Source organism: Kitasatospora cathayae (assembly GCF_027627435.1).
Lineage (GTDB): Bacteria > Actinomycetota > Actinomycetes > Streptomycetales > Streptomycetaceae > Kitasatospora > Kitasatospora cathayae.
The window spans coordinates 377,484-404,042 of sequence record NZ_CP115450.1; the positions used below are offsets into that span (position 1 = coordinate 377,484).

23 protein-coding genes and 1 pseudogene are annotated in these 26,559 nt (G+C 73.3%); 11 read left to right on the forward strand and 13 right to left on the reverse strand.

Annotated elements, in window-relative coordinates:
- The first annotated feature begins 9 nt into the window (after nt 1–9).
- The 8 genes and pseudogenes from O1G21_RS01915 (at nt 10) to O1G21_RS41655 (ending at nt 7,294) form a co-directional block, all read left to right on the forward strand.
- On the forward strand, nt 10–1,344 hold the full coding sequence (locus O1G21_RS01915) for an L-fuconate dehydratase (RefSeq protein WP_270140162.1): 1,335 nt from the start codon (nt 10–12) through the stop codon (nt 1,342–1,344).
- Nucleotides 1,341–2,105 carry an SDR family NAD(P)-dependent oxidoreductase gene (locus O1G21_RS01920; RefSeq protein ID WP_270140164.1) on the forward strand — a complete coding sequence of 255 codons (765 nt, stop codon included), beginning with the start codon at nt 1,341–1,343 and terminating at the stop codon, nt 2,103–2,105. The genes O1G21_RS01915 and O1G21_RS01920 overlap by 4 nt, the downstream gene beginning before the upstream one ends.
- On the forward strand, nt 2,102–3,100 hold the full coding sequence (locus O1G21_RS01925; protein WP_270140165.1) for an aldo/keto reductase: 999 nt from the start codon (nt 2,102–2,104) through the stop codon (nt 3,098–3,100). Before O1G21_RS01920 ends, O1G21_RS01925 begins: the two co-directional genes overlap by 4 nt.
- A 71-nt stretch (nt 3,101–3,171) precedes the next feature.
- A pseudogene (locus O1G21_RS01930) lies at nt 3,172–3,327 on the forward strand ((4Fe-4S)-binding protein); the annotation flags it as partial.
- Between the two features lie 78 nt (nt 3,328–3,405).
- Entirely contained in the window at nt 3,406–3,717 is a 312-nt protein-coding gene (locus O1G21_RS01935) for an L-rhamnose mutarotase (protein ID WP_270150745.1), read from the forward strand.
- Between the two features lie 103 nt (nt 3,718–3,820).
- Entirely contained in the window at nt 3,821–4,516 is a 696-nt protein-coding gene (locus O1G21_RS01940) for a FadR/GntR family transcriptional regulator (protein ID WP_270140166.1), read from the forward strand.
- Nucleotides 4,517–4,953: 437 nt separating this feature from the next.
- Nucleotides 4,954–6,945: an alpha-L-fucosidase gene (locus O1G21_RS01945; protein ID WP_270140168.1), complete on the forward strand. Its 1,992-nt coding sequence runs from the start codon at nt 4,954–4,956 to the stop codon at nt 6,943–6,945.
- Nucleotides 6,946–7,174: 229 nt separating this feature from the next.
- A complete protein-coding gene (locus tag O1G21_RS41655) occupies nt 7,175–7,294 on the forward strand; it encodes a hypothetical protein (protein ID WP_405000778.1) in 120 nt (39 codons plus the stop codon).
- 118 nt (nt 7,295–7,412) lie between these two features.
- On the opposite strand, the gene O1G21_RS01955 is transcribed toward O1G21_RS41655, so the two are convergent.
- From O1G21_RS01955 to O1G21_RS01980, 6 genes are read right to left on the reverse strand one after another with little or no spacing between them, the layout of a single operon-like run.
- Nucleotides 7,413–8,450 carry a sugar kinase gene (locus O1G21_RS01955; protein ID WP_270140171.1) on the reverse strand — a complete coding sequence of 346 codons (1,038 nt, stop codon included), beginning with the start codon at nt 8,448–8,450 and terminating at the stop codon, nt 7,413–7,415.
- Complete coding sequence (gene eda / locus O1G21_RS01960) at nt 8,447–9,076, reverse strand: bifunctional 4-hydroxy-2-oxoglutarate aldolase/2-dehydro-3-deoxy-phosphogluconate aldolase (protein ID WP_270140173.1); 630 nt, start codon at nt 9,074–9,076, stop codon at nt 8,447–8,449. The genes O1G21_RS01955 and eda overlap by 4 nt, the downstream gene beginning before the upstream one ends.
- Nucleotides 9,073–9,834 (reverse strand): SDR family oxidoreductase, encoded by a 762-nt coding sequence (locus tag O1G21_RS01965; RefSeq protein WP_270140176.1) that lies wholly within the window; start codon nt 9,832–9,834, stop codon nt 9,073–9,075. Before O1G21_RS01965 ends, eda begins: the two co-directional genes overlap by 4 nt.
- Complete coding sequence (locus O1G21_RS01970; protein WP_270140179.1) at nt 9,831–10,874, reverse strand: zinc-dependent alcohol dehydrogenase; 1,044 nt, start codon at nt 10,872–10,874, stop codon at nt 9,831–9,833. The genes O1G21_RS01965 and O1G21_RS01970 overlap by 4 nt, the downstream gene beginning before the upstream one ends.
- 34 nt (nt 10,875–10,908) lie before the next feature.
- The gene (locus tag O1G21_RS01975) at nt 10,909–11,793 is read right to left on the reverse strand and encodes an amidohydrolase family protein (protein WP_270140181.1); all 885 of its coding nucleotides are present in this window, start codon (nt 11,791–11,793) and stop codon (nt 10,909–10,911) included.
- A 36-nt stretch (nt 11,794–11,829) separates the two neighbouring features.
- The gene (locus O1G21_RS01980; RefSeq protein WP_270140183.1) at nt 11,830–12,177 is read right to left on the reverse strand and encodes an L-rhamnose mutarotase; all 348 of its coding nucleotides are present in this window, start codon (nt 12,175–12,177) and stop codon (nt 11,830–11,832) included.
- Nucleotides 12,178–12,478: 301 nt separating this feature from the next.
- On the opposite strand from O1G21_RS01980, the gene O1G21_RS01985 reads away from it, so the two are divergent.
- A complete protein-coding gene (locus O1G21_RS01985; protein WP_270140185.1) occupies nt 12,479–14,482 on the forward strand; it encodes an alpha-amylase family protein in 2,004 nt (667 codons plus the stop codon).
- A gap of 37 nt (nt 14,483–14,519) precedes the next feature.
- Here O1G21_RS01985 and O1G21_RS01990 read toward each other — a convergent pair whose 3' ends face one another.
- A complete protein-coding gene (locus tag O1G21_RS01990; RefSeq protein WP_270150747.1) occupies nt 14,520–15,677 on the reverse strand; it encodes an ROK family transcriptional regulator in 1,158 nt (385 codons plus the stop codon).
- 72 nt (nt 15,678–15,749) lie between these two features.
- A complete protein-coding gene (gene xylB / locus O1G21_RS01995) occupies nt 15,750–17,180 on the reverse strand; it encodes a xylulokinase (protein WP_270140186.1) in 1,431 nt (476 codons plus the stop codon).
- A gap of 98 nt (nt 17,181–17,278) precedes the next feature.
- On the opposite strand from xylB, the gene xylA reads away from it, so the two are divergent.
- Nucleotides 17,279–18,451 (forward strand): xylose isomerase, encoded by a 1,173-nt coding sequence (xylA, locus tag O1G21_RS02000; protein ID WP_270140188.1) that lies wholly within the window; start codon nt 17,279–17,281, stop codon nt 18,449–18,451.
- 232 nt (nt 18,452–18,683) lie between these two features.
- Nucleotides 18,684–19,337 (forward strand): GOLPH3/VPS74 family protein, encoded by a 654-nt coding sequence (locus O1G21_RS02005; RefSeq protein ID WP_270140190.1) that lies wholly within the window; start codon nt 18,684–18,686, stop codon nt 19,335–19,337.
- A gap of 16 nt (nt 19,338–19,353) precedes the next feature.
- Here the strand turns inward: O1G21_RS02005 and O1G21_RS02010 are convergent, their stop codons facing one another.
- From O1G21_RS02010 to O1G21_RS02030, 5 genes are all read right to left on the reverse strand, one after another.
- Nucleotides 19,354–21,366 (reverse strand): glycoside hydrolase family 31 protein, encoded by a 2,013-nt coding sequence (locus O1G21_RS02010; RefSeq protein ID WP_405000575.1) that lies wholly within the window; start codon nt 21,364–21,366, stop codon nt 19,354–19,356.
- Nucleotides 21,367–21,368: 2 nt separating this feature from the next.
- On the reverse strand, nt 21,369–21,731 hold the full coding sequence (locus tag O1G21_RS02015) for a phosphotransferase (protein ID WP_270140196.1): 363 nt from the start codon (nt 21,729–21,731) through the stop codon (nt 21,369–21,371).
- A 116-nt stretch (nt 21,732–21,847) separates the two neighbouring features.
- Nucleotides 21,848–24,130, reverse strand: coding sequence for an alpha-xylosidase (yicI, locus tag O1G21_RS02020; protein ID WP_270140199.1), 2,283 nt, complete (start codon nt 24,128–24,130; stop codon nt 21,848–21,850).
- Entirely contained in the window at nt 24,127–25,527 is a 1,401-nt protein-coding gene (locus O1G21_RS02025; protein ID WP_270140201.1) for a GH1 family beta-glucosidase, read from the reverse strand. Before O1G21_RS02025 ends, yicI begins: the two co-directional genes overlap by 4 nt.
- A 41-nt stretch (nt 25,528–25,568) precedes the next feature.
- A complete protein-coding gene (locus O1G21_RS02030; protein WP_270140203.1) occupies nt 25,569–26,552 on the reverse strand; it encodes an acetylxylan esterase in 984 nt (327 codons plus the stop codon).
- Nucleotides 26,553–26,559 lie beyond the last annotated feature (7 nt).

Here is a 26,559-nt window from a genome sequence, read left to right on the forward strand (position 1 = left end):
GGCACTCCCTTGTCCGCAACCACTGCGCGGATCACCGCCGTCGACACCTATGACGTCCGCTTCCCCACCTCGCGGGAGCTGGACGGGTCCGACGCGATGAACCCGGACCCCGACTACTCCGCCGCCTACGTCGTCCTGCGGACCTCCGACGGCGGCCACGAGGGCCACGGCTTCACCTTCACCATCGGACGCGGCAACGACGTCCAGGTGGCCGCCATCGACGCGCTCCGCCCGCACGTCGTCGGACGCCCGGTCGACGAGCTGTGCGCCGACCCCGGCTCGCTCTACCACGACCTGATCGGCGACAGCCAACTGCGCTGGCTGGGCCCGGAGAAGGGCGTGATGCACATGGCCATCGGGGCCGTCGTCAACGCCGTCTGGGACCTCGCTGCCAAGCAGCAGGGCAAGCCGCTGTGGCAGCTGCTCGCCGACGCCGACCCCGAATGGCTCGTCTCCCAGATCGACTTCCGCTACATCGCCGACGCCCTCACGCCCGCGGAGGCGCTGGAGCTGCTGCGGCGCGGGAAGCAGGGCGCGGACGAGCGCGCCGCGACGCTGCTCCAGCGGGGCTACCCCGCCTACACCACCTCCCCGGGCTGGCTGGGCTACGACGACGAGAAGCTCACCCGCCTCGCCCGTGCGGCCGTCTCGGACGGCTTCCGGCAGATCAAGCTCAAGGTGGGCGCCGACCTGGCGGACGACATCCGCCGCTGCCGGGCCGCCCGCGCCGCCGTCGGGCCTGACATCCGGATGGCCATCGACGCCAACCAGCGCTGGAACGTGGCCGAGGCCGTCGAATGGACCAAGGCGCTCGCGGAGTTCGCCCCGTACTGGATCGAGGAGCCCACCAGCCCCGACGACGTCCTGGGGCACGCGACGATCCGGCGGCAGGTCAGCCCGGTGAAGGTCGCCACCGGCGAGCACGTGCAGAACCGCATCGTCTTCAAGCAGCTGCTCCAGGCCGGCGCCATCGACGTCCTCCAGCTGGACTCGGCCCGGGTCGGCGGCGTCAACGAGAACCTCGCCATCCTGCTGCTCGCCGCCAAGTTCGGCGTCCCGGTCTGCCCGCACGCCGGCGGCGTGGGCCTGTGCGAACTCGTCCAGCACCTGTCCATGTTCGACTTCGTCGCCCTCACCGGCACCACCGAGGACCGCGTCATCGAGTTCGTCGACCACCTCCACGAGCACTTCCTCGACCCGGTGGTGATCACCGACGGCCACTACCGGGCCCCGACCCTGCCGGGATTCTCGGCCGCCATGCACCAGACTTCACTCGACACCTACCAGTACCCCCACGGCTCCTTCTGGGCCGAGGAGCTGGCCCAGAAGGAGGCGACCGCATGACGGCCGCTGAACTCGACGGACTCACGGCGGTCGTCACAGGCGGCGCCTCCGGGATCGGTCTGGCCACCGCCACCCTGCTCGCCGAGCGCGGCGCGCGGGTGGCCGTCCTGGACCTCGACCCGTCGGCGGTGCCGGAGCCGCTGCTCGGCTTCACCGCCGACGTCTCCGACGACGCCTCGGTGTCCGGCGCCGTCGAGGCGGCGGCCGAGGCGCTCGGCGGGATCGACATCCTGGTCAACAACGCGGGCATCGGCGCGATCGGGACCGTCGCGGACAACCCGGACGAGCAGTGGCTCCGCGTCCTCGACGTCAACCTCGTCGGCGTCGTCCGCACCACCCGCGCCGCCCTGCCGCACCTGCGCCGCTCCACCCGGGCCTCGGTGGTCAACCTTGGCTCCATCGTCGTCACCACCGGTCTGCCGCAGCGCGCGCTGTACGCGGCGAGCAAGGGCGCCGTGCACTCGCTCACCCTGTCCATGGCCGCCGACCACGTCCGCGAGGGCATCCGGGTCAACTGCGTCAGCCCCGGCACCGTGGACACCCCCTGGGTCGGCCGGCTGTTGGACGCCGCCGACGACCCGGCCGCCGAACGCGCCGCGCTGAACGCCCGTCAACCGCACGGGCGCCTGGTCACCCCCGAGGAGGTGGCCGCCGCCATCGCCTACCTGGTCTCCCCGGCCGCCGGCAGCACCACCGGCATGACCCTCCAGGTCGACGGCGGGATGGCGAACCTGCGACTGCGGCCGCAGGCCCGCTCGTGACCGCGCGCCGCCGGCCTCTGGGGCACAGCACGGTGCAGGTCGGTGAACTCGCCTTCGGCGCGGCGGGCATCGGCAACCTGTTCACCCCGGTCACCGACGCCGAGGCCGAAGCAGCCGTCGCGGCCGCCTGGGAGTCGGGCGTGCGGTACTTCGACACCGCCCCGCACTACGGCCTGGGCCTGTCCGAGCGCCGGCTCGGACAGGCCCTGCGCCACCGCCCCAGGGAGGAGTACGTCCTCTCCACCAAGGTCGGCCGACTGCTCCGCCCGGCCCCGGAGTCCCGCGGCGACGACCTCGCCAACGGCTTCGCCGTGCCCGCCACCCACCGCCGGGTCTGGGACTTCAGCGCCGTGGGCGTCCGGCGCTCGATCGAGGACAGCCTGGAACGGCTCGGGCTGGACCGGATCGACGTCGTCTACCTGCACGACCCCGACGACCACGCGGACCAGGCGATCTCCGAGGCGTACCCCGAGCTGGCGCGGCTGCGTGCCGAAGGGATGGTCGGCGCGATCGGCGTCGGGATGAACCAGGCGGAGCTGCTCGCCCGCTTCATCCGCGAGACCGATCTCGACACCGTCCTGCTGGCCGGCCGCTACAGCCTGCTCGACCAGCGCGGACTCACCGAACTGCTGCCGCTGGCCGCCGACCGCGGCGTCGGTGTCGTCATCGGCGGCGTCTTCAACTCCGGCCTGCTCGCCGACCCACGGCCCGGCGCCACGTTCGACTACGCCCCCGCGCCCGAGGAGTTGCTCGCCCGCGCCCTCGACCTCAAGGCCGTCTGCGAGGAGCACGGCGTGCCGCTGCGCGCCGCGGCGCTGCGCTTCCCGTTCGGGCACCCCGCCGTGGCGAGCGTGCTGGTCGGCACCCGCAGCGCCGCCGAGGTGAGGGACGCCGCCGCCATGCTCCGCCACCGCGTGCCGGACGAGCTGTGGGCGGAGCTGAAGGAGCGCGGGCTGCTGCCGCCGGACGTCCCGACCCCACAAGAGGCGCACTGATGCGCGCCGCGCTGTTCATCACCTGCTTCAACGACACCGTGTTCCCCGGGACCGGCCGCGCCGTGGTGACCGAGATCCGCGAGCTGTTCGCCGAGCGGATGGGCGAGTGGGGGCAGCCAGCCCCCGAAGGGCTGAGCGACGACCCCGCCGAACTCGCCGAGGCCGCCCGCCGGCACCAGCGCCAGAAGTTCCTCCGTGCCAAGGCCGCCGTCTCCGGTGCCACCTTCGCACGGGCCCCACACTCTGGACGTCGTCATCGTCGACACCGCCGAGACCGCAGCCGCCACCGCCCCCGAGGAGCAGCCATGAGGATCGCCCTGCACACCCGCGTCCGTACGGACCGGATCGAGGAGTACGAGGCCGCGCACCGGGAGGTGCCCGCCGAACTCACCGACGCCATCAGGGCGGCGGGCGTGACCTCCTGGACGATCTGGCGCAGCGGTCCGGAGCTGTTCCACCTGTTGGAGTGCGAGGACTACGCCCGGCTGCTCGCCCGGCTGGAGGGCCTCCCGGTCAACATCGCCTGGCAGGCGCGGATGGCCGAACTCCTCGACGTCGTCCACGACTACTCGGCGGCGGGTGCCGCGGCCGGGCTGCCCGCGGTGTGGGAGCTGTAACCGCCCTGGCTGCCCGTCCCGGCCCCGGTGTCCGGAAGCACCACGGCCGGGGCGGGCGGAACCCGTATGCTGCGAAGATCAGATGACCAGGAAAGGCGAGGCTGTGCCAGTCACCGACGAGGCGATCGAGAAGATCAAGGCCATGATCGTGAGCGGCGAGCTCCGCCCCGGCGCGAAGCTCCCGAAGGAGGCGGACCTCGCCGAGCGGCTGGGCCTGTCGCGCAACTCCCTGCGGGAGGCGGTCAAGGCGCTGTCGCTCATCCGGGTGCTCGACGTGCGCCAGGGCGACGGCACGTACGTGACCAGCCTGGAGCCCGACATCCTCCTGGACGCGCTGGCGTTCGTCGTCGACTTCCACCAGGACAACACGGTGCTGGAGTTCCTGGAGGTCCGCCGCATCCTGGAGCCCGCCGCCACCGCGATGGCCGCCCGGGTGATGTCCGAGGAGGACATCGCCGAACTGGCCGCGCTGCTGCAGAAGCTGGACGAGGCCGCCACCCTGGACGAGATCATCGCCAACGACTTGGAGTTCCACCGCAGGATCGCGGCCGGCTCGGGCAACACCGTGCTCTCCTCACTGATCGACGGCCTGTCCGGCCCCACCACGCGCGCGCGGATCTGGCGCGGGCTGACCGAGGAGGGCGCGGCGGACCGCACCCGCCAGCAGCACCGAGCGATCTACGACGCGATCGCCAGCCGACGCCCGGAACTCGCCCACGCCTGGGCGACCGTGCACGTCGCCGGGGTCGAGCACTGGCTCCGCGACACCCTCGGCGAGCCCGGGTCGGCCCTCGGCTGACACAACGGCAGGGGTGGCTACGACGGCTGGGAGGGCCGCACCGGCTGGGACGGCCGGGCGGCTGTTCCGGCCGTTGTCAGTGTATGCACAAGTCGGTCCACCGTCACCGCGATGGACGCGAATCGATCCGATGAATATGCCGCCTTCCATGGAATCGTGCGGCGCGATCTCCGATCGCACGCAGGACCGAATGGACCTTGGAGATCATGGAATGAGTCCCAAGTCGCCACTCTCACCTGCACGTTGGTCGAATGCCAGGCGGGGCTGACCGAGCCCTGGAGAGTGCCGACCCACATCCCGCCGTGAGCATCGACCTTGCGAATCATCGGATATATCGCTGCCAGATACCTTGACACGCCGCTCCGGGCGACGCCATACATGTACCTGACTCGCGCAGCCCACCCGACAGTGAGCATTCCAGGACAAACGGAGCATCCATGTCACGATCCATCAGTCGCAGGAGTGCGCTCACCGCCATGGCGGTGGCAACCGCCGCCACCGTCGTCGGCCCCGTCAGCGCCCCGGCCGAGGCGGCCGGGGCCGCGGGCGACCCGCTGCCCCTCGTCCCGCTGCGCGTCCCGAAGCTCGACCAGGGGGCCTGGCAGCAGCCGGACAGCAAGATCCAGTGGATGCGCGACAACAAGGTGTCCATGTTCATCCACTGGGGCGTCTACTCGGCAGCGGCCCAGGGCGAGTGGCACATGTTCTACTCGAAGACCGGGCCGACCTCCTACCGGGCGCAGTACGCCGGCTCGTTCGCCAGCCAGTCCCAGTCCTACAACCCCGCCGCCTGGGCGCAGCTGGCCAAGGACCTCGGTGCCGCCGAAGTCGTCCTGACCACCCGCCACCACGAGGGGTTCGCCCTGTGGCCCAGCCGCCACCCCAACGCCTGGACCACCGGCGACACCCCGTTCCCCGCCGGCACGGACTTCGTCAAGGGCTACGTGAACGCCGTGCGCGCGGCAGGCCTGCGGGTCGGGCTCTACTACTCCCCGATCGACTGGCGCTACCCCGGCTACTACGACGTGAGCGGCGCGAAGCCGCCGAACCCCGCGCTCACCTCCGACTGCGTGCTGCCGAACAGCGTGTACCCGTGGAACTACGAGGGCTCCGACCCGGCCGGCTTCGACTACCACGAGAACGCCCGGACCATGAAGAACGAGGTGTACCAGTCCGTGAAGGAACTGGTCACCGACTTCGGCGCGATCGACGACATCTGGTGGGACGGCGGCTGGCTGGCGCAGCAGGGCACCGACGCGGCGGGGTCGTTCTTCTGGGAGCCCGGTCAGTACCGGGACGGCGGCAACGGCTGGCAGGTGGACACCGCGTACGGCGAGAGCGAGTGGGGCACCGGCAGGCCGCTGGGTCTCACCGGCGTGCTGCGCCAGCACCAGCCGAACGCCGTGTCCAACTCCCGTTCGGGGTGGGTGGGGGACTACGACCTCGACGAGGGCTCCGGTGTGCCGAGCGGGCCGATCCGCTACGGCCGCCTGGTCCAGAAGACGTTCAGCGTCGGCGGGACCTGGGGGTACAGCGGCGACTCCGCCATGCCCTTCTCCCAGGCGCTGGGCCTGTTCGTCAACTCCTTCGTCCGCGACATGTCCGTGCTAGTCAACGTCGGCCCGGACGCGACCGGTACGGTCCCGAGCAAGCAGGCCGCGCTGATCCGTCAGCTGGGCGGGTTCATGAGCGCCAACCGGGAGGCCGTCTACAACACCCGCGGCGGCCCGTGGAACCCGGTGGACGGCCAGTACGGCTTCACTTTCGCCGACAGGACCGTCTACGCCCACCTGCTGGCCGGGTACAACGGCGGCAGCAGTTTCACGACGCCTTCGCTCGGCGACGCGAACGTCACCTCGGTCTACGACGTGGTCTCCAAGAGCCCGCTGTCCTTCAGCACGACCGGCGCGAACGCCGTCACCGTCACCGGCATCGACCGCACCCGCTACCTGGACGACACGGTCGTGGCCATCGTGCTCGACCGGCCGGTGGTCCCGACGGACATCGCCCGCGGCTGCCCGACCACGGCCGACAGCGCGGAGACCTCGCACGGTAACGTGGCCGCCCACGCGGTGGACGGGGACACCTCCACCCGCTGGTGCGCGGCCGACGGCGGCACCGGGCACTGGCTCCAGGTCGACCTCGGCTCGGTGCGCCCGGTCACGGGCGCCCGGATCGCCTGGGAACAGCCGGGGAAGGCCTACCGCTTCCGGATCGACGGATCCGCCGACGGCTCCACCTGGTCCACCCTCGCCGACCAGACCGGGAACACCACCGCCGCCCAGGTGCGGACCGCGACGTTCACGGCCCAGACCCGCTACGTCCGGGTGACCGTCACCGGCGGCCTGGATTCCGGCACGTGGGCCTCGATCCGCTCGCTGGAGGTCTACGACCGCCGCTTCCTGGACCCGTCCCTTCCCAACGGCTAGGACCTCGTCCGCCGACTCCCCGCCGCACCGCCGAAGCCCGCGACCAGTCTCCCCGGGCGCGGGCTTCGGCGTCCACAGGTACGGCCCAACCAAGCTCATCGACGTCCTCACGGCCGCACTGCCCGCCCAGTCCGCCTTCGCCGCCACGACGAACTTCTACGTCGACCCCGCCAACGGCGGCGGCAACAACCAGCTCTGGTACTTCGAGCCGACCAGCGGCGGGTGCCTCATCCGCGACTTCGAGAGCCGGCAGATCCTGGAGGTGGGCAACGGCTCGACGACGAACGGAGCCGCGATCGACCAGTTCATGCCGCTGAACCAGACCGGCCAGGTCTGGACGGTCCAGTGACAGTGACGCGCGGACTCCCCTCTCGGGCGCCACCGTACGAACCGGAGCCCGGCGGACCAGGTCCGCCGGGCTCTCCCGGTGTTCGTACTGCGTGCTGCGGCGGCTGGGGCGCCGCCGGTCAGCGTCGGACGGCGGCGGAGGCGCCCGCCACCAGGGCCTCGACCTCGGCGAGCGAGGCCATCACGACGTCGCCGGGCGTCGTCATGGCGAGGGCGCCCAGGGCCGTACCGTAGGCGAGGGCGCGCTCCAGCGGGGCACCGGCGAGCAGGCCGTGGATCAGGCCGGCCGCGAAGCCGTCTCCGGAGCCGATGCGGTCCAGGACGTGCAGTCCGGGCATCGCGGGGCCGAGGACGTACCCGGTCTTCGCCGACCACGCGGCCGAGCCCCAGTCGTTCACCCCGGCCGAGGGGACCTCGCGGAGGGTCGTCGCCAGCAACCGCACCCCGGGGAGCAGGGCGGCCACCGAGGCGAGCGCGTCCGGCACCTCGTCGGAGCCGAAGCGCTCGGCGCCGGGATGGCGGCCCGCCATCCCCAGGGCGCCGACGATGACGTCTGCGTGCCGGGCCAGGCGCAGGTCCGTCTCCCGGGCCCGCTCCGGCCCCCCGCGCCCGGCCCACAGGCTCGGGCGGTAGTTGGGGTCGTAGGAGACGGTGAGTCCGTGGCGGCGGGCGGCCGTCATCGCCTCCTCCGCGACGTCCGCGGTGGTGTCGGACAGGCCGGCGAAGATGCCGCCGGTGTGGAACCAGCGCGGGCCCGAGGAGAAGACCGCGTCCCAGTCGACGTCGCCCTTGCGCAGTTGCGAAACCGCGGTGCCCGCGCGGTCGCTGACGCCGAGCGCGCCGCGGATGCCGAAGCCCCGCTCGACGAAGTTCAGGCCGTTGCGCGCGCTGCGGCCGATGCCGTCGTCGGGCACCCAGCGGATCAGCGAGGTGTCGACACCGCCCTGGAGGATCAGGTCCTCGACGAGCCGGCCCACGGCGTTGTCGGCGAGCGCGGTGACCACGGCCGTCCGCAGGCCGAAGCAGCGGCGCAGCCCGCGGACGACGTTGTACTCCCCGCCCCCTTCCCACACCCGGAAGGTCCGGGCGGTGCTGATCCGCCCCTCCCCCGGGTCGAAGCGCAGCATGACCTCGCCGAGGGCCACCACCTCGGTCACGGCGCACCCACCTCCACGGCCTCGGCCGTCAGGCGCCGGACCTCCTGGTAGTCGCCGGAGTCCAGGTGTGCGGGCGTCGCCAGCCAGCTGCCGCCGACGGCGAGGACCGCGGGGTCGGCGAGGTAGCCGGCCAGTTGGCCGGGGCCGATCCCGCCGGTCGGCACGAAGCGCGCCCCGGGGAAGGGCGCCGCGAGCGCGCGGAGCGTGCGCAGGCCGCCACTGGCCTCGGCGGGGAAGAGCTTGACCGTGGTGAGGCCGGCCCGCAGGGCCCGCATCAGCTCGGTGGCGGTCGCGATTCCGGGCACCACCGGGACGTCCAACTCCCGGCACGCGGCGACGACTTCCTCGTCGTAGCCGGGCGAGACGACGAACCGGGCCCCGGCCGCCACCGCGCGCTGCGCCTGCTCGGCGGAGAGCACCGTGCCGGCGCCGACGGCCAGGCCGCCGTGCGTCGCCATCGCCTTGAGCGCCCGCTCGGCGGCCGGGGTACGGAAGGTGACCTCGGCACAGCGGGCGCCGCCCTCGGCGAGCGCGTCGGCCAGCGGGCCGGCCGTCGCCGGGTCGCGCACGGTCAGCACCGGCATGACGCGGGCGCCGTCCAGGACGGCAGCCAGATCGGTGGTCAACGGCCCAGCCATCCGCCGTCGACGGGCAGGACGGTGCCGTGGACGTAGGCGGCGGCGTCCGAGGCCAGGAACACGGTGGCGCCGGCCAGGTCGTCCGCCCGGCCCCAGCGACCGGCCGGGATCCGCTCCAGGATCGCCTTGCTGCGCGCCGGATCGTCCTGCAGCGCCTGGGTGTTGTCGGTGGCGATGTAGCCGGGCGCGATGGCGTTGACGTTGACGCCGTACCCTGCCCACTCGTTGGCCAGGGCCTTGGTCAGACCGGCGATCCCGTGCTTGGCGGCGGTGTAGCCGGGGACGGTGATGCCGCCCTGGAAGCTGAGCAGGGACGCCGTGAAGATGATCTTCCCCTGGCTGCGGGCGATCATCGCCGCGCCCACCGCGCGGGTCAGCGAGAACTGCGCGGCCAGGTTGACCTGGAGCACCAAGTCCCAGTCGGCGTCCGGGTGTTCGGCGGCAGGTGCGCGGCGGATGGTGCCGGCGTTGTTGACCAGGATGTCCACCGGCCGCTCGCGGCCCGCGAGGTCCGCGCCGAGGGCCCGCACCGCGTCCGGGTCGGCGAAGTCGGCGCGGAGCGCCTCGAAGCAGCGGCCCGCGGCCACGACATCCTTCTCGACCTCGCTGCCGCTCTCCTCCAGGTTGGCGCTGACCCCGATGACGTCCGCCCCGGCCTCGGCCAGGGCGCGGGCCATGGCCCGGCCGATGCCGCGCCGGGCTCCGGTGACGACGGCCAGCCTGCCGGTCAGGTCGAAGGCGTTCATGCGCTGACCTCCTGGGTGTCGTCGGTGCAGTCCACGAGGATCTTCATCACGTCGCCGCCACCTTCCAGGGCCTCGAACGCCGCGGGCGCCTCGTCCAGCGGCACGACCTTGCTGATCAGCCGCTCGGCCGGGATCGTGCCGTTGGCGACCAGCTCCACCGCCCGCTCGAAGTCGGAGCGGTCGTACAACCGCGCGCCCACCAGGGTGAGTTCGCGCCAGAAGAAGCGGTGCAGGTTCACCTCGCGGGGCCGGGGGTGGATCGCCACCAGGCACAGCCTGCCCCGCACCCCCAGCACCTCGACCGCGGTGTCCACCCCGGCCGCCGCGCCGGACACCTCGAAGGCGACGTCCGCGCCCGCGCCCCCGGTCCACTGCCGTACCGCCTCGGGCACATCCTCGGCGCCCGGGTCCCAGGCGGCGAGCCCCAACTCCTCGGCGAGCTTGCGCCGGTGGGCGCTCAGCTCCACGACCCGCACCTCGGCCCCGGCCGCCCGTGCCACCAGCGCGATCAGGATCCCGACCGGACCGCCGCCCACGACGACGACCCGCTCACCGGCCTGGACCCGGGCCCGTCCGACGTCGTGCACGGCCACCGCGGTGGGCTCCACCAGCGCGGCGCGGTCCAGGGCGAGAGAGCCCGGCAGCCGGATCAGCGTGTCGGCGGGGACCGTCCAGCGCTGCTGCATCGCACCGGGCGAGTCTATGCCGATGAAGTCCAGGTTCTGGCAGACGTGCTGATGTCCACTCAGGCAGGCCGGACAGGTGCCGTCCCAGCGCAGCGGCATCACCGTCACCGCGTCCCCGGCCCGCCAGCCCTCGACACCGGCACCGACCTGGAGCACGCGGCCGGACATCTCGTGACCGAGGACGGCGGGCGCGGCGACGCGGGCGTCCATGTCGCCGTGGAAGATGTGCAGATCGGTGCCGCAGATCCCCACGTAGGCGGGGGCCAGCAGGACCTCCCCGGGGCCGGGCTCGGAGAGCTCGGCCGGGGCGGTGTCCAGTGTGCGGGCGGCCGTGTATCGAACGGCAAGTGTCATGGTGGTCCCAGTCCTCTTCTGTGAGAGTGGCGGGTTACGCGTTGGAGGTGAGGCGGTAGAAGGCGGTCGCGGTGTCCGCGAGGATCGCCGACGTCTCGTCGGCGGAGCACCCGCCGAGCAGCTCGTCCACGGTTTCGGCCCAGCGGTTCCAGCCGCCCGCAAGGTTCGCCACCGGCCAGTCCGAGCCGAACATCAGCCGGTCGGCGCCGAAGGCGCTCAGCAGGACGTCCCACACCGGGCGGATGTCGGCGGTGGTCCAGGCCTGGTGGTCGGCCTCGGTGATCAGTCCCGACACCTTGCAGACCACCTGCGGGTGCGCGGCGAGCCGCCGCAACCGCTGCTCCCACTCCCCCAGTTCGCCGCCGGCGATGTCCGGCTTGCCCGCGTGGTCGAGCACCAGCGGCAGGTCCGGGAGGCGCTCGGCCAGCCGGCTCGCCTGGTCGAGCTGGTGGCTGCGGACGAGCACGTCGTAGCCGAGACCGCGGTCCCGGACCGCCGCCAACCCGCCTTCGACCTCGGGGCGTTGCAGCCACTCGGGGTCCGTTTCGCCCTGGACCAGGTGGCGCAGCGAGCGGAGGTGGCTGCCGCCCGGGCCAGCGAGCAGCCGGTCGAGCTCGTCGCCCACGGCAGGGGACGTGAGGTCCGCCCAGCCGACCACGGCCGCGATCAGCGGCTCCCGGGCGGCGAGTTCGAGCAGGTCCTCGGTCTCCGGGACATCCGGCACGCACTGCACGACCACCGTGCGGTCGAGCCGGCGGCCCGCCACCGTGCTGGTGGCGGTGGCCCACAGGTCGTCGGGGGTGAAGGTGCGGCGGATCGACGTCAGGTCGGGCTCGTCGAGCCAGGGTTGCGGGCGCTGGACGAGGTCCCACAGGTGGTGGTGGGCGTCGATGAGCGCGGGGGGCTGACTGGGGGGCACGGGGGCTCCGGTGGGGGTGGGTCCGGCGTGGATGGGTCAGTCGGCGGTGTGGCCGCCGGGCTCGCTCAGGTGCCAGACCTGGGTGAGTTCGGTCCACTGGCGGGAGTCGCCCCGGTCGGGCCAGGGCTCCTGGCAGGGGTCGGTGAGCTTCCACCACTCCTGGGTCTCGGGGTCGGCCTCCAGGACCGCCATGTCGGCGTCGAAGTCCTCGCCGTGGTACTCGAGGTAGGCGAACAGCACGTCGCCGTGGAGGAAGATGCTGAAGTTGCGGACCTGCGCCCGGTGGAGGGCCGCCTCGACTCCGGGCCAGACGGCGGAGTGGAGGCGGAGGTACTCCTCGCGGTGCTCGGGCCGGAGCCTGATGGTCTGGGCGAGGCGCTTCATGCGGATTCCTCCGATGTTTTGGCGTTTTGACACGTCGGCCGAGGCGCCGAAGGGCGAACGATAACTGCGAGGGCATCCCTCACCCGCCTACAGCGCCTCCACCGTCCGGGGCACTCGCGGTATCGAGGACCTTACGAGTGTGAAACCTGGACGACAAGTAGAAGCATCCGATGACTTTCAAATGTGACCTCCTGATTTTGGCTCGATGTTCGCGCTATGTCCGATGCAATCGGCCATTCATCGGATGTATCCTCCCCGCATCGCTAGACTCCTCGGCGCGCACCGCCTATAAATCCATCTCATGACTCATGGCGATGTGAACGCTCACAGCCCTGCCCGCTTCCCCCGCCGCACCGTCCACCTGGACTTCCACACCGGGCCCGACATCCCCGACGTGGGACGGGACTTCGACCCGGTGACCTTCGCCCGGACCTTCCAGGACGCCCACGTCGACAGCGTCACCCTCTTCGCCAAGTGCCACCACGGCCACCTCTACTACGGGACCGACCGGCCGGAGCGCCACCCGGGCCTCGCCCCCGACCTCGACCTGCTCGCCGGACAGGTCGAGGCCCTGCACGCCGTGGGCATCCGCACACCGATCTACCTGTCCCTCCAGGTCGACGAGTACGCGGCCCGGGAGCACCCCGAGTGGATCGCGCACGACGAGAACCTGAAGATCACCAAGTGGAACGCCTCGGCGTTCGAGGCGGCCTGGAACGTCCTCGACATGTCCAGCCCCTACGCCGACTACTTCGCCGACCAGTTGGACGAGGTGCTGCGCCGCTTCGCCCCGGTCGACGGGATCTTCATCGACATGTGCTGGAACCAGCCGAGTGCGAGCCGCTGGGCGATCGACGGGATGCGCCGCGAGGGCCTGGACCCGGCCGACGCCGACCACCGGAACCGCTACGCGGAGCTGGTGGCCCGGCGCTACATGGCCCGCTACTCCACCATGGTGGAGAAGGCCCTCCCCCCGGACGCCGTCCAGGGCGCCTGGTTCAACAGCCGGCCCAAGACCGGGCTGGCCGAGGATCAGCGGTTCATCCGGCACGTCGAGATCGAGGGGCTGCCCACCGGCGGCTGGGGCTACGCGTTCCTGCCCTACGTGGCGCGCTTCGTCCGCCCGCTCGGGCTGCCCGTCCTCAGCCACACCGGGCGCTTCCACGAGAGTTGGGGCGACAACGCCGCCCTCAAGCCCCGGGCAGCCCTGCGCTACGAGACCAGCCAGATGCTGGGCCACGGTCTGACCGGCGGCGTCGGTGACGTGCTGCACCCGCGCGGAGTGCCCTCGCGGGCGGTGTACGAGCTGATCGGCTCGGCCTACGGGCACCTCGCGGCGTGCGAGCCGTTCGTCGACGGCGGACGGATCGTCAGCGAGATCGCCGTGGTCGTCGACCCCGCCCTCGGCGACAACCCCGGCGCGAGCAACATCGGCGCCGTCCGGGCGCTCCAGCAGCTCCGCGCGCAGTTCGACATGGTCCCGCCGACCGCCGACCTGGGCGGGTACCGGGCCGTCGTGGTGCCGGAGAGCACCCCCGTGGACGACGACCTGGCCGAGCGCCTGGCCGCGTACCGGCGGGCCGGGGGCGCCGTGCTGCTGGTCGGGCCCGCGCTGCTCAGGAACGGCTCCGAGCCGGCCCTGCCCGACCTCCCGGTCGAGGGCCTGGCCCCGGCTCCGGCCGGCGAGACCTTCCTCGCTTGCGAGAACGTGCCCGGGGTTCCGGAGGACTTCCCGATCATCAGCCACGGCTCCCGGCTGACCGCCCGGGCGCTGCCCGGAGCCGAGGTGCTGGCCCGGATCGTGGCACCCTACTTCCCGCGCTCCTGGGACCGCTTCTGCGGCCACTCCTACACTCCCCCGGCCGACCCGACCGACGAGGTGGCCGTCGTCGTCGGCGACGGGGTGGCCGCGGTGACCGTGCCGCTGCTGGAGTCGTTCCACCAGCACGGCCTGGAGACGTACCGCCAGCTGCTCGGTGCGGCCCTGGACCGGCTCCTGCCGGACCCGCTGGTCCGCGCGGGCGGGCCGGTCCACCTGGAGACCACCGTCGCCCGGACCGCCACGGCCACCGTGGTGCACCTGATCAGCTTCGTCCCGGCCCGGGAGACCCCGGAGCTGGACCTGGTGCACAACGCCTTCCCGCTGGTCGACGTGCCGGTCTCCGTCCGGCTCGCCGCCGCGCCGCGCTCGGTTCGGCTGCAGCCCGCCGGACAGGAGCTGGAGTGGGAGCACGACGGCGAGTACGTCCACGTGCGGGTCACCACCACCGACGGGCACGCGATGGTCGTCGTCGAGCACGACTGACGCGGTGACGGCCCCTCGGAACCGCGCCGAGGGGCCGTCAGCCGACGGGCAGCAGGGTCGGGTCCGCCATGATCCGGCGGACCGTCGTCAGCGCCGCGCCCAGCAGCGGCCCGCGCCGCCCCAGGGCGGACGGGCGCAGCGCCTCCGGGGCCCAGGGGCGGACGGTGACCCGGTCGGCCAACTCGGCCCGCACGGACGGCAGCAGCCAGTCGGCGAGGTCGGCGTAGGCACCGCCGAGCACCAGGGCGTCCGGGTCGATCAGGTCGACGGCGGCCGTGAGGGCGAGGCCGAGGGCGCCCCCCGCCCGGTCCAGCGCCGCCAGGGTCCCCGCGTGCCCGGCGCCCGCCCGTTCGGCCAGCAGGGCGACCGCGTCGCCCGGGCCGTGCTGCGCGAGACCGGCCTCGCGCAGCACGGCCGCCTCGCCCGCGTACTGCTCGAGGCAGCCGCGGGCGCCGCAGGCGCAGCCGGGGCCGTCCGGGTGCACCGGGATGTGGCCGAGTTCGCCGGCGAAGCCGCGGGCGCCCCGGAACAGTCGCCCGTCGATGACCAGGGCGGCACCGATGCCGGCCCCGGCGGAGACGTGCACGAAGGTCTCCACCGGGTTCCCGGCGTTCCAGTACTCGGCCAGCGCACCGAGGTTGGCCTCGTTCTCCGGCTCGGGCACGGTGTCCGGTTCGGGCCAGTGGTCGGTGAGCCGGACGCCGTGCCAGCCGAGGTTGGGCGCGCGCTCGATCAGTCCGCGGGGGCCGTTCGGCACGACGCCGGGCACGGCCAGGACGCGGCCCTCGACGCGCAGCCCGAGGGCGGCGGCCTCGGCCTCCGCCTCGGCGGCCAGCGCGGCGAGTTCCGCCAGGACCTTCCCGACGGGCCGGTCCGCGTTGGCCTGTTCCACCCGGCGCCACACCCGCGGCTCACCGCGCAGGTCCGCCACGCACGCGCCGAGGTGGGTGACGCCGATCTCCAGGCCGAGGCCCGCCGGGCCCGCACCGCTCACGGTCAGTGCCCGTCCGGGTCGGCCGACCCGTCCGCTGGCGGTGGCCGCCGCCTCGGTCACCGCGCCGCGCCCGATCAGCTCGTCGACCAGCGAGGAGACGGCCGCCCTGGTCAGACCGACGCGCCCGGAGACGTCCGCGCGGGAGAGCGGGCCGTGCGCGGCGACCGCGCCGAGGACTACCGCCAGGTTCTGCCGCCGCATGTCCTGGAGCGACGCGGGCCCGTTCTCCCCGCTGCTGCCCACCTTGCCGACCACCGTCACGCGCCGCTCCTCCTACCGGTCCCCGACCGGGGCACCCTGCAAGGCCCCGGACCGACGCAGGGTATCGCCGATCCGCATCAGCGCGTCCTCGTCCTTCTTCACCGGGTCCAGCACCGGACCGCGGGCCGTCCGCCAGCGCCGTGCCACCGCGTCGGCCGGCTCACCGGTGAGCAGTGCGGCGGCCTGGGCGGCGGCGCCGAGCGCGACCAGTTCCCGCGCGTCGGGCACCTGGACGGCCCGGCCGGAGAGCCGCAGCACGGTCTGCTGCCAGGCCCGCCCGCGGGCGCCGCCGCCGATCAGCAGCAGCGGTCCGTCGCCCGCCGGATCCGCGCCGCCCGCGCGCAGCACGCCGTCCAGCGCGGCGAGCAGGGCGTGGGCGGCGCCGTCGTAGGCGGCCTGGAGCAGCTGCCCCGGGGTGGTGTCGTGGCGCAGCCCGTGGACCAGGCCCGAGGCGTCCGGGAGGTCCGGGGTGCGCTCGCCGTCGAGGTAGGGCAGGACGACGGCGGTGCCGCCTTCCTCGACCTCGTCGCGGCCGCGTCCGAGCAGGGCGGCGAAGCGGTCGACGGCGAGGGTGCAGTTGAGCGTGCAGGCGAGCGGCAGCCAGCCGCCGAGGGCGTCGGCGAAGCCCGCGACGGTGCCGGTCGGGTCGGCGGGCCTGCTGCGGCCGACGGCGTAGACGGTGCCGGAGGTGCCGAGGCTGAGCACGGGCTGCCCGGGGAGCAGGCCGAGCCCGAGGGCGGCGGCCATGTTGTCGCCGGTGCCGGTGGCCACCGGCGTCCCTTCGCGCAGCGGCGTCCCGGGGCGGACGGCACCGGCCGGGGCGCCCGGGGGCAGGACCTCGGGCAGCAGGGCCGGGTCGAGGCCGATGCGGGCGAGGACGTCCTGATCGTAGCCGTCCGGGCCCCACCAGCCGGTTCCGGAGGCGTCGCCCCGGTCGGTGACCGGCTCACCGGTCAGCCGCTCGGTCAGGAAGTCGTGCGGGAGGCGGACGGCGGCGGCTCGCTCGGCGGCGGCGGGTTCGTGGGCGCGCAGCCAGGCCCACTTGGGGGCGGTGAAGGCGGCGGTGGGGACGCTGCCGGTGCGGCGGGCGAGCTCCGTCGCACCGATCGCGGCCTTCAACTCGGCGGCCTGGGGCGCGGAGCGGACGTCGTTCCAGAGCAGTGCCGGGCGGACCGGCGCCCCGGCCGCGTCCAGGGTGACCAGGCCGTGCTGCTGGCCCGCGATCGAGACGGCGGCCGCGCGGTCCGCCCAGTCCGTCGCCGCCGCGGCCTCGCCGAGCGCCCGCCACCACTGCTCGGGGTCGCTCTCGCGACCGGCGCCCGTGCTGACGCTGTGCGGGGCACGGCCCCGGCCCAGCACGGTGCCGGTGTCGAGGTCGACGGCGAGGGCCTTGGTGGACTGCGTCGAGCTGTCGAAGCCGATCACGACACGCTGCTCAGCCATGCGTTCCTCCGGTGCGGGGGTTTCCTTCTGACGTTCCGGCATACTAATTTGTTGAGAGTCCTGACAAACACCCCCTGGCACTGATCCGGAGCCGCTCCATGTCCAGCGACACCCTCTCCCCCACCCCCGCGCACAAGTTCACCTTCGGTCTGTGGACCGTCGGCTGGCAGGGGCGCGACCCCTTCGGCGACGCGACCCGCCCCGCCCTCGACCCGGTCGAGACCGTCCAGCGCCTGGCCGAACTCGGCGCCTACGGCGTCACCTTCCACGACGACGACCTGATCCCCTCCGGCGCGGGCGAGGCCACCCGCGAGGAGACCGTCAAGCGCTTCCGCGCCGCCCTGGACGCCGCCGGACTGAAGGTCCCGATGGCGACCACCAACCTCTTCACCCACCCGGTGTTCAAGGACGGCGCCTTCACCGCCAACGACCGCGACGTCCGCCGCTACGCGCTGCGCAAGACCATCCGCAACATCGATCTGGCCGTCGAACTCGGCGCCTCGGTCTACGTCGCCTGGGGCGGGCGCGAGGGCTCCGAGTCCGGCGCGGCCAAGGACGTGCGGACCGCGCTCGACCGGCTCAAGGAGGCCTTCGACCTGCTCGGCGAGTACGTCGAACAGCAGGGCTACGACCTGCGCTTCGCGATCGAGCCCAAGCCCAACGAGCCGCGCGGCGACATCCTGCTGCCCACCGTCGGCCACGCCCTGGCGTTCATCAACGCGTTGGAGCGCCCCGAGCGGGTCGGCCTCAACCCGGAGGTGGGCCACGAGCAGATGGCCGGGCTCAACTTCCCGCACGGCATCGCCCAGGCCCTGTGGCACGACAAGCTGTTCCACATCGACCTCAACGGCCAGTCCGGCATCAAGTACGACCAGGACCTGCGCTTCGGCGCGGGCGACCTGCGGCAGGCCTTCTGGCTGGTCGACCTGCTGGAGTCGGCCGGCTACGACGGCCCCCGGCACTTCGACTTCAAGCCGCCGCGCACCGAGGACTTCGACGGCGTCTGGGCCTCGGCGGCCGGCTGCATGCGCAACTACCTGCTGCTGGCGGAGCGTTCCCGCGCCTTCCGGGCCGATCCGGAGGTCCAGGCGGCGCTCGCCGCCTCCCGCCTGCCCGAACTCGCCCGCCCCACGGCCGAGGACGGCCTGGCCGGGCTGCTGGCAGACGGTTCCGCCTTCGAGGAGTTCGACGTGGACGCCGCCGCCCGGCGCGGCATGGCCTTCGAGCAGCTGGACCAGCTCGCCCTCGAACACCTCCTCGGCGCCCGCTGACCCGGACCGGTGCCCCCGCCGGGTCACCCGGGACCACTCGGACACCCCGGTGGAGTGCGTCCACTCGCTCTACCGGGGCGACCGGTTCAGCTTCACCGCGCACCCGACCGTGGGGACGTAGCCGGCACCGCTCGGAGGTCCGACCCTCCGCTCGCGCGTGCTCCGGCAGGTGGAGGACGGGTCGTCCCGCAGGTCGATGGCGGACTGGCCGGCGCGCCGTATCGTCGGTGCCATGAGCCGAGGACTCCATCTGGACGCCTACCTGCTGGCCTTCGACACCCGGGCGCAGTCCCTGCAGGACCGCACCCGGGCCGGCTTCCTGGTGCGCGCCGCCGCCCTGGCCGAGCTCGCCCACCGGGGCGCCGTCGCCGCGGACGGGGCGGGACGGGTGCGGATCGTCTCCGCCGCCGCCACCGGGGACCCGGTCCTGGACGCGCTGCTCGCGGAGGTGGGCGAGCCGCCCCGCTCCTGGAAGGCGTGGATCAGGCGCAGCCGCGACGACACCCTGGAGGCCGTCGAGGAGCGGCTCGCGGTGCTCGGCGTGGTGACCGTGGCCGACCGCGACCCCTACGGCCCGGTCGCGCCGCAGCGGACGGTGGCGGTGGACGATCCGCGCGAGGCCCTGGACCTCCAGGTGCGGGTGGCCGAGGTCGTCCGCGGCGGCGCACCGGTCGCCGCGGTGCCGTTCACCGACGCGGTCCTCGCGGCGCTGGCCGCCCACGGGCACCTGCGGCTGGTGCTCTCGGGGCACGACCGCAGGGCCCACGGCAGGCGGATCGCCGCGCTCACCGGTCGGCTCGCCGACGAGGCCCCGGGCCTGGCCCGGGCGGTGAGCGGGCTGAACCTGACCATGGTCGCCGCCCAGGGCGGGATGGGCGGGGGCTGACCGGCCCCGGCCGGCGTCAGACGAGGCTGCCCGCGACCTCGGCCCCTTCGCGGACGAAGACGGGGATGCGTTCCAGCGGGGCCTCGGCATCCAGCGTCGTACCGCCCTCCAGGGCGCGGCCGCCGACCGGGTCGAGCCAGCGGGTGCCGGCCGGCAGGTAGACCCGGCGGGAGCGGGCGCCGGCCTCGTGGACGGGGGCCACCAGCAGATCGGGGCCGAGCAGGAACTGGTCGTCCACGTCCCAGGCGCGTTCGTCCTCCGGGAAGTCGAAGAACAGCGGGCGCATCGGCGGGGCGCCGGTGCGGTGGGCGTCCTCGGACAGCCGCCGCAGGTACGGTCGCAGGCGTTCGCGCAGCAGCAGGTGGTCGCGGAGGATGCCGTACGCCTGCTCACCGTACGACCAGACCTCGTTGGGCCCGCCGGTCATGTCCGTGGCGAAGGCGGGGTAGTTGGGCTCGCGGTCCCCGTGCAGCCGCATGACGGGGCTGAAGGTGCCGTACTGGAACCACCGGACCAGCAGTTCGCGGTACGCGGGGTCGTCCGGGTCGCCGCCGAGGAAGCCGCCGATGTCGGTGTTCCACCAGGGGATGCCGCTCATCGCGACGTTCAGCCCGGCCCTGATCTGGCGTCCGAGGGAGTCGAAGGTGGTGGGGATGTCACCGGACCACAGCAGGGCCCCGTGCCGCTGGCTGCCCGCCCACGCGGAGCGGACCAGCGACAGCGGCCGGTCCTCGCCCGCCGCGCGCAGGCCGTCGGCCACCCCTCGGGCGTGCTCCAGCGGGTAGAGGTTCGCGGCCTCGGCGGCGGGCCCGGCCGCGTAGACGGCGCGCTCGGCGATGCCCGGGGGCAGGTCGGGCTCGCAGGCGTCCAGCCAGAAGCAGGCCACGCCCAGCGAACGGTAGTTGTCGTCCAACCGCCGCCACAGCGCGGCGCGGGCTCCGGGGTGGGTGGCGTCGTAGTAGGCCATCGGGCGGATCAGCGCCTCACCGCCGTACCGGGACGGCCACGGGAAGGTGAGCAGGCCGCCACCCGCGTCCCGTACCAGGTGTCCGGCCGAGCGCAGCCCGTCGTACGCGTCACTGCCGGGCTCGACGGTGGGCCACACCGAGACGGCGAGCTTCACTCCGAGGTCCGACAACTCCTTGACCATGGCGGCGGGATCGGGCCACTCGCTCTCCTCGAAGCGCCAGTCGCCCATCCTCGGCCAGTGGAAGAAGTCGCAGACGATGACGGACAGCGGCAGTCCACGTTCCTTGTACTGCCGTGCCACCGCCAGGAGTTCGGCTTGGGTGCGGTAGCGCAGCCTCGACTGCCAGAAGCCGGAGGCCCATTCGGGGAGCAGGGGCGGGCGTCCGGTGGCCCGGGTGTAGGAGTCCAGGATCTGGGCCGGGGTGTCGCCGGCGGTGATCCAGTAGTCGATGCGCCCGCCGCAGTCGGCGGTCCACCGGGTGGTGTCGGCGCCCAGTTCGACGCGGCCCGTGGCGGGGTTGTTCCACAGCAGCCCGTAGCCCCGCGAGGAGTGCAGGAAGGGGACGGCCGAGACGGTGTTGGCCTGGACGAGGTCGATCACACAGCCCTTCTGGTCCAGGCGCCCGTGCAGGTGCTGCCCCAGGCCGTGCAGCCGTTCACCGTCGTAGGCGTCGAAGGACTGTTCCGTCCGGCCGCCCGGCGCGTGGACGCGAGAGCCGGCGTGGTGGGCGTGCGGGCTGCGCTCGGCGAGGAGTTCGCGGCCCGACACGGCGTGGCGGAACCTCAGCCGGCCGTCCGCCGCGGCCTCGACGGCGATGCGGCCGTTGACCAGGCGGGCGCGGCCGTCGTCCGAGACGGACGGTTGGGCGTGCGGGCAGGGCGAGGGGTTCTCCAGCGCGCCGGGGGCGGCGGGGTCGAGGGTCCCGGACGAGGCGCGCACCCGGACGGCGTCCGGTCCCCAGGGCTCGATGCGGAGGATCTCCGCGGCGGTGTGCCGTTCCAGACCGCCCGCGCGGATGCTGTAGGACAAGGGTGACTCCTCTGCTCTTCTGGTTGTCATAGCTATCCCATCGCCCGGAGCCGGGCGATGGCGTCGGCGAGCATCCGGCGGCAGAACGCGAGGTGGTCCTCGCCGTAGCCGCGCGGGGCGCACTCCACGACCAGCAGCAGGCCCAGGTAGAGCTGGTAGAGGGCCACTCGGTGGCGAAGGGCGGGGCCGGGGTCGAGGCTGCCGCCGGCTCCGGCGCAGCCGGTGAGGAGCGGGCTGTCCGGGCCGGTGTCACCGCCGAAGGCCAGGGAGACCAGCTCGGCGGCCGGATCGCCCCAGAACGCCCGCTCGTGGTCGATGAGGCCGGTGATCCGGGCCTGTTCGGCGCCACCCGGCCGGATGAAGACGTTGCCCGGCCAGGGGTCGAAGTGGACCAACCGGGGCTCGGTGACCTCGTCGAGGGCGTACCCGCCCCGGGTGCCAAGCGGAAGGGGGCGGGACCCCGCACGTCCATGCGGTGACGCGCGGGGCCCCCGCGTTCGGGGGCACGGACTCAGGCCGGGTAGTGCAGTTCGGCCTCGGGGGTGCCGGCCGGGCTGATGTGCAGGGCGCCGTCCGGGCCGCCGATCCGCAGCTGCCAGGGGTGCGGGCTGTCGGTGGTGACCCGGAGCCGGTCGCCGGTGCGGCGCAGCTGGAAGCGGGCGGTCTCGCCGGGGCCGTCGGCGCGCGGGATGACGACGGTGCGCTCGGCGCCGTCGGCGAAGGCGTGGACGCGCAGTTCGACGCCCTCCGCCCAGGCGGAGACCGGGCGCTGGTCGTCCGCGCCGAGCGGGATGACGGAGTCGGGGCGGGTGAGCAGCGGCAGGGTGTGGAAGCCGTGTTGTTCGCGCACCCAGCGCGGGCCGGTGACCTGGTCGCCGGTCAGGAAGTTGGTCCAGGTGCCCTCGGGCACGTAGTACTCGACCGTTCCGTCCTCGGTGAAGACCGGGGCGACGAGCAGGTCGTCGCCGAGCAGGTACTGCCGGTCGAGCGCGGCGGCGGCCGGGTCGTCCGGGAACTCCAGCACCATCGCGCGCATCACCGGGAGTCCGGTGGCGTGCGCCTGCTGGGCCGCGCGCTGGAGGTAGGGCGCCAGACGGTGCTTGAGCAGGGTGAACTCGCGGGTGACCTCGACGGCCTCCTCGCCGAAGTCCCACGGCACCCGGTAGGACTTGCTGCCGTGCAGCCGGCTGTGCGAGGAGAGCAGGCCGAACTGGGTCCAGCGCTTGAAGACGGCGGGGGTCGGGGTGCCCTCGAAGCCGCCGATGTCGTGGCTCCAGAAGCCGAAGCCGGACAGCCCGAGGGACAGGCCCCCGCGCAGCGACTCCGCCATGGCGTTGAAGTGCGACTCGCAGTCGCCGCCCCAGTGCACCGGGAACTGCTGGCCGCCCACGGTGGCGGAGCGGGCGAACAGCAGCGCCTCCCCCTCGCCGCGCACCTCGCGGAGCAGCTCGAACACCGTGTTGTTGTAGAGGTGGGTGTAGTAGTTGTGCATCCGTTCCGGGTCGGAGCCGTCGTGCCAGACCACGTCGGTGGGGATGCGCTCGCCGAAGTCGGTCTTGAAGCAGTCGACGCCGATGTCCAGCAGGGTGCGCAGCTTGCCGGTGTACCAGTCGCGGGCGGCGGGGTTGGTGAAGTCCACCAGGGCCATGCCCGGCTGCCACAGGTCCCACTGCCAGACGCTGCCGTCCGGGCGGCGCACCAGGAAGCCCTCGCGCAGTCCCTCGGCGAACAGCTCCGACTTCTGCGCGATGTACGGGTTGATCCAGGCCGAGATGCGCAGGCCCTGCTCCTTGAGCCGGGCCAGCATGCCGGCCGGGTCCGGGAAGGTGTCCGGGTCCCAGACGAAGTCGCACCACTGGTACTCGCGCATCCAGAAGCAGTCCAGGTGGAAGACGCTGAGCGGGATGCCGCGCTCGGCCATGCCGCCGACGAAGCGGTTGACGGTGGCCTCGTCGTAGTCGGTGGTGAAGGAGGTGGTGAGCCACAGGCCGAGCGCCCAGGCCGGTGGCAGCGCGGGGCGGCCGGTGAGGGCGGTGTAGCGCTCCAGGATCCGCTTGGGGGTGGGGCCGTGGACGACGAAGTACTCCAGCGACTGGTCCTCGACGCTGAACTGCACCTGGCCGACGGCTTCGGAGCCGATCTCGTAGCTGACCTTGCCGGGGTGGTTCACCAAAACGCCGTAGCCCCGGTTGGTCAGGTGGAAGGGGACGTTCTTGTACGCCTGTTCGCTGCTGGTGCCGCCGTCCGCCTGCCAGATGTCCACCACCTGGCCGTTGCGGACGAACGGGGTGAACCGCTCCCCCAGGCCGTAGACCAGTTCGCCGACGCCGAGGGCGAGCTGTCCGAGCATGTGGTGGCGGCCGTCGGCGTCGGTGACGAAGCCGGTGCCTCGCTCGCCCACCGTGGTGAGCACCCGGCCGCCGGCGGTGAACTCCAGCTGCCAGGGCTTGGACGTGTCCACCCGCAGTGTCAGTTCGCCGGAGCTCAGTTCCACCACGTCGCCGTCCCGGCGCACCTTTCCGTTGCCCTGTTCGGCGCCGGGTAGGGCGAACTCCGGCCCGCGCCGCACCGAGCCGGCGTGATGGGTGGCGCGCACCCCGATCACGCCCTCGGCCGGGGACCAGCACTCGACGGTCAGCAGTGGACTGTTGAGCGTGTCACCACGGCCGCGCACGTGTCTGACGGGCGCGTAGAGGGTCATCCGGTCCTCGCCGGTTCGGACGTCGGCGACCTCGGTGGCGTAGCGCGCGGTGACGCCCGGGCGCATCAGCCAGTAGCCGTCGGTGAACTTCATCGGGCAGGTTCCTCCGTCCGCGCGCGGTGCGCGGTGATCAGGCCCCGGTACCAGTGGTAGCTGTCCTTGGGGATTCGGGTCAGGGTGTCGTAGTCGACGCGGACCAGGCCGAAGCGCTGCTCGTAGCCGCGGGCCCACTCGAAGTTGTCCAGCAGGGACCAGACGTAGTAGCCGCGCACGTCGACGCCGGCCGCGATGGCGTCGGCGACGGCGGCGAGGTGGCTCGCCAGGTAGTCGATCCGTTCCTCGTCGTGCACCTGGCCGTCGGGGGTGACGCTGTCGGCCTCGGCGGAGCCGTTCTCGGTGATCCAGACCGGCGGGAGCTGCGGGTAGCGGGTGTCGAGGTCGCAGAGCAGTTCGGTGAACGCGGACGGGACGACGGGCCAGCCCATGGTGGTGAGCCGGGTCCCGTACGGGTTGGGCTCGGCGACGCCGATGTCCATGGCGGTGCGCAGTCCGGGGTCGTCCGCGCGGTGCGGGGCCGCCTCGACGGTGGTCGGCCGGTAGAAGTTGATGCCGACGAAGTCCAGTGGCACACCGATGAGTTGGAGGTCCCCCGGTCGGCGCCAGGGGCCGTCGGCCAGGCCCTCCCAGGTCTCGGCCTCGTGCTCGGGGTAGCGGCCGGCGAACAGCGGCTCGGTCCAGACCTCGTTGTGCAGCACCTCGGCCCGGCGCAGGGCGGCGAGGTCCTCGGGCCGGTCGGAGGCGGCGTGCAGGCGGTCGAGGTTGAGCGTGATGCCGACCTCGCGGGCGCCGGCGACGCGCAGCTCCCGTACGGCCAGGCCGTGACCGACCAGCAGGTGGTGGGCGGCCGCCAGCGCCCCGCGGCCCTCCCGGGCGCCGGGCGCGTGCCGGCCCTCGGCGTAGCCGACGAAGGCGGAGCAGAACGGCTCGTTGAGGGTGATCCAGCGCTCGACCCGGTCCCCGTAGCGGTCGGCGGCGACGTTCGCGTACTCGGCGAAGGCCTCGGCGGTCTCCCGCACCCGCCAGCCGCCACGGTCCTCCAGGGTCTGGGGCAGGTCCCAGTGGTAGAGGGTGGCGGCGGGCGCGATGCCGGCGGCCAGCAGTTCGTCGATCAGCCGGTCGTAGAAGTCCAGGCCCTTCGGGTTGACCGGGCCGGTGCCCTGCGGCAACAGGCGCGGCCAGGAGATCGAGAAGCGGTAGCCGTCGACGCCGAGCTCGCGCAGCAGGGCGATGTCCTCGGGGTAGCGGTGGTAGTGGTCGCAGGCGGTGTCGCCGTTGGCGCCTCCGAGGGTGCGGCCAGGGGTGCGGCTGAAGGTGTCCCAGATGGACGGGCCGCGGCCGTCCTCGTCGTGGGCGCCCTCGATCTGGTAGGCGGCGGTGGCGGCGCCGAAGTGGAAGCCGGGGGGCAGTTCTGGGAATGTTAACGTGCCCATTCGGTGCATCTCCCTGGTCTCTCGGTGATCGGGCACGGAGGTCACAGCTCCGGTGCCAGCCCGCGCTCGCGCAGCCAGGACAGCTGGACGGGCGGGTTGGAGCCGCAGCCGCCGGCGTGGTCGGCGAAGGGCCACACCGTCATGGTGCGGTCCTCCCCCGCGTAGTGGTTGAAGGCGGCGTAGACCGTGCGGGGCGGGCAGACCGGGTCCATCAGGCCGACGCTGAAGAGGGCGGGCGCGGTGGCCCGCTGGGCGAAGTTGACGCCGTCGAAGTAGTCGAGGGTGGCGAAGGCCGGCTGCACGCGGTGCCGGCTGTGCCAGCGCAGGTAGTTGACGAGCTCCTGGTACGGGCCGTCCAGGGAGATCCGCGCGGCCTCGCGGTAGTGGCACAGGAACGGGACGTCGGGCATCACCGCGGCCACCCGGTCCCCGGTGAGCCCGGCGACGGCGAGCGCCAGGCCGCCGCCCTGGCTGCCGCCGGCCACGACGATCCGGTCGGCGTCCAGACCGGGCAGCTCCGCGACGGCGTCCACGGCGCGCACGCAGTCGGTCATCAGCCGCCGGTAGTAGTAGCTCTCCGGAGAGTCGATGCCCTGGGTCATGAAGCCTCCGACCCACTGGGTGCCGTCGCCCGCGGTCCGGTCCGGGGTGTCGTGGCCCTGTCCGCGGCTGTCCACGACGAGCTGGGCGTAGCCGGCGGCGGACCAGAGCAGGTGCTCGGTGGGCAGCCCGCGGCCGCCGGAGTAGCCGATGTAGGTGACGACGACCGGCAGCGGGCCGGCCGCGCCGCGCGGGCGCAGCAGCCAGGCGGCCACCGGCTCGCCGTTCCAGCCGGGGAACCGTACGTCGTCGACCTCGACGGTGCGCAGTCCGTACTGCGCGGTGACGCGTTCGGCCTTGACCGCCCCGCCGTGCGTGCGGGCCTCGGTGAGGGTGCGCTGCCAGAACTCGTCGAAGTCCTGCGGGATGGTCGACTCGGGCCGGTAGTCGCCGAGTTCGTCGACTCCGAAGTCGGTGAACGGCACGGGGGCC

Bases quoted from the DNA above. Each gene is read 5' to 3' on its own strand.
- O1G21_RS01920 (WP_270140164.1), top strand. From the start codon at position 1,341: ATGACGGCCGCTGAACTCGACGGACTCACGGCGGTCGTCACAGGCGGC.
- O1G21_RS01935 (WP_270150745.1), top strand. From the start codon at position 3,406: ATGAGGATCGCCCTGCACACCCGCGTCCGTACGGACCGGATCGAGGAG.
- O1G21_RS01945 (WP_270140168.1), top strand. From the start codon at position 4,954: ATGTCACGATCCATCAGTCGCAGGAGTGCGCTCACCGCCATGGCGGTG.
- O1G21_RS01965 (WP_270140176.1), bottom strand. From the start codon at position 9,834: ATGAACGCCTTCGACCTGACCGGCAGGCTGGCCGTCGTCACCGGAGCC.
- O1G21_RS01970 (WP_270140179.1), bottom strand. From the start codon at position 10,874: ATGACACTTGCCGTTCGATACACGGCCGCCCGCACACTGGACACCGCC.
- O1G21_RS01980 (WP_270140183.1), bottom strand. From the start codon at position 12,177: ATGAAGCGCCTCGCCCAGACCATCAGGCTCCGGCCCGAGCACCGCGAG.
- O1G21_RS01985 (WP_270140185.1), top strand. From the start codon at position 12,479: ATGACTCATGGCGATGTGAACGCTCACAGCCCTGCCCGCTTCCCCCGC.
- O1G21_RS01990 (WP_270150747.1), bottom strand. From the start codon at position 15,677: ATGCGGCGGCAGAACCTGGCGGTAGTCCTCGGCGCGGTCGCCGCGCAC.
- xylB (WP_270140186.1), bottom strand. From the start codon at position 17,180: ATGGCTGAGCAGCGTGTCGTGATCGGCTTCGACAGCTCGACGCAGTCC.
- xylA (WP_270140188.1), top strand. From the start codon at position 17,279: ATGTCCAGCGACACCCTCTCCCCCACCCCCGCGCACAAGTTCACCTTC.
- O1G21_RS02005 (WP_270140190.1), top strand. From the start codon at position 18,684: ATGAGCCGAGGACTCCATCTGGACGCCTACCTGCTGGCCTTCGACACC.
- O1G21_RS02010 (WP_405000575.1), bottom strand. From the start codon at position 21,366: ATGACAACCAGAAGAGCAGAGGAGTCACCCTTGTCCTACAGCATCCGC.
- yicI (WP_270140199.1), bottom strand. From the start codon at position 24,130: ATGAAGTTCACCGACGGCTACTGGCTGATGCGCCCGGGCGTCACCGCG.
- O1G21_RS02025 (WP_270140201.1), bottom strand. From the start codon at position 25,527: ATGGGCACGTTAACATTCCCAGAACTGCCCCCCGGCTTCCACTTCGGC.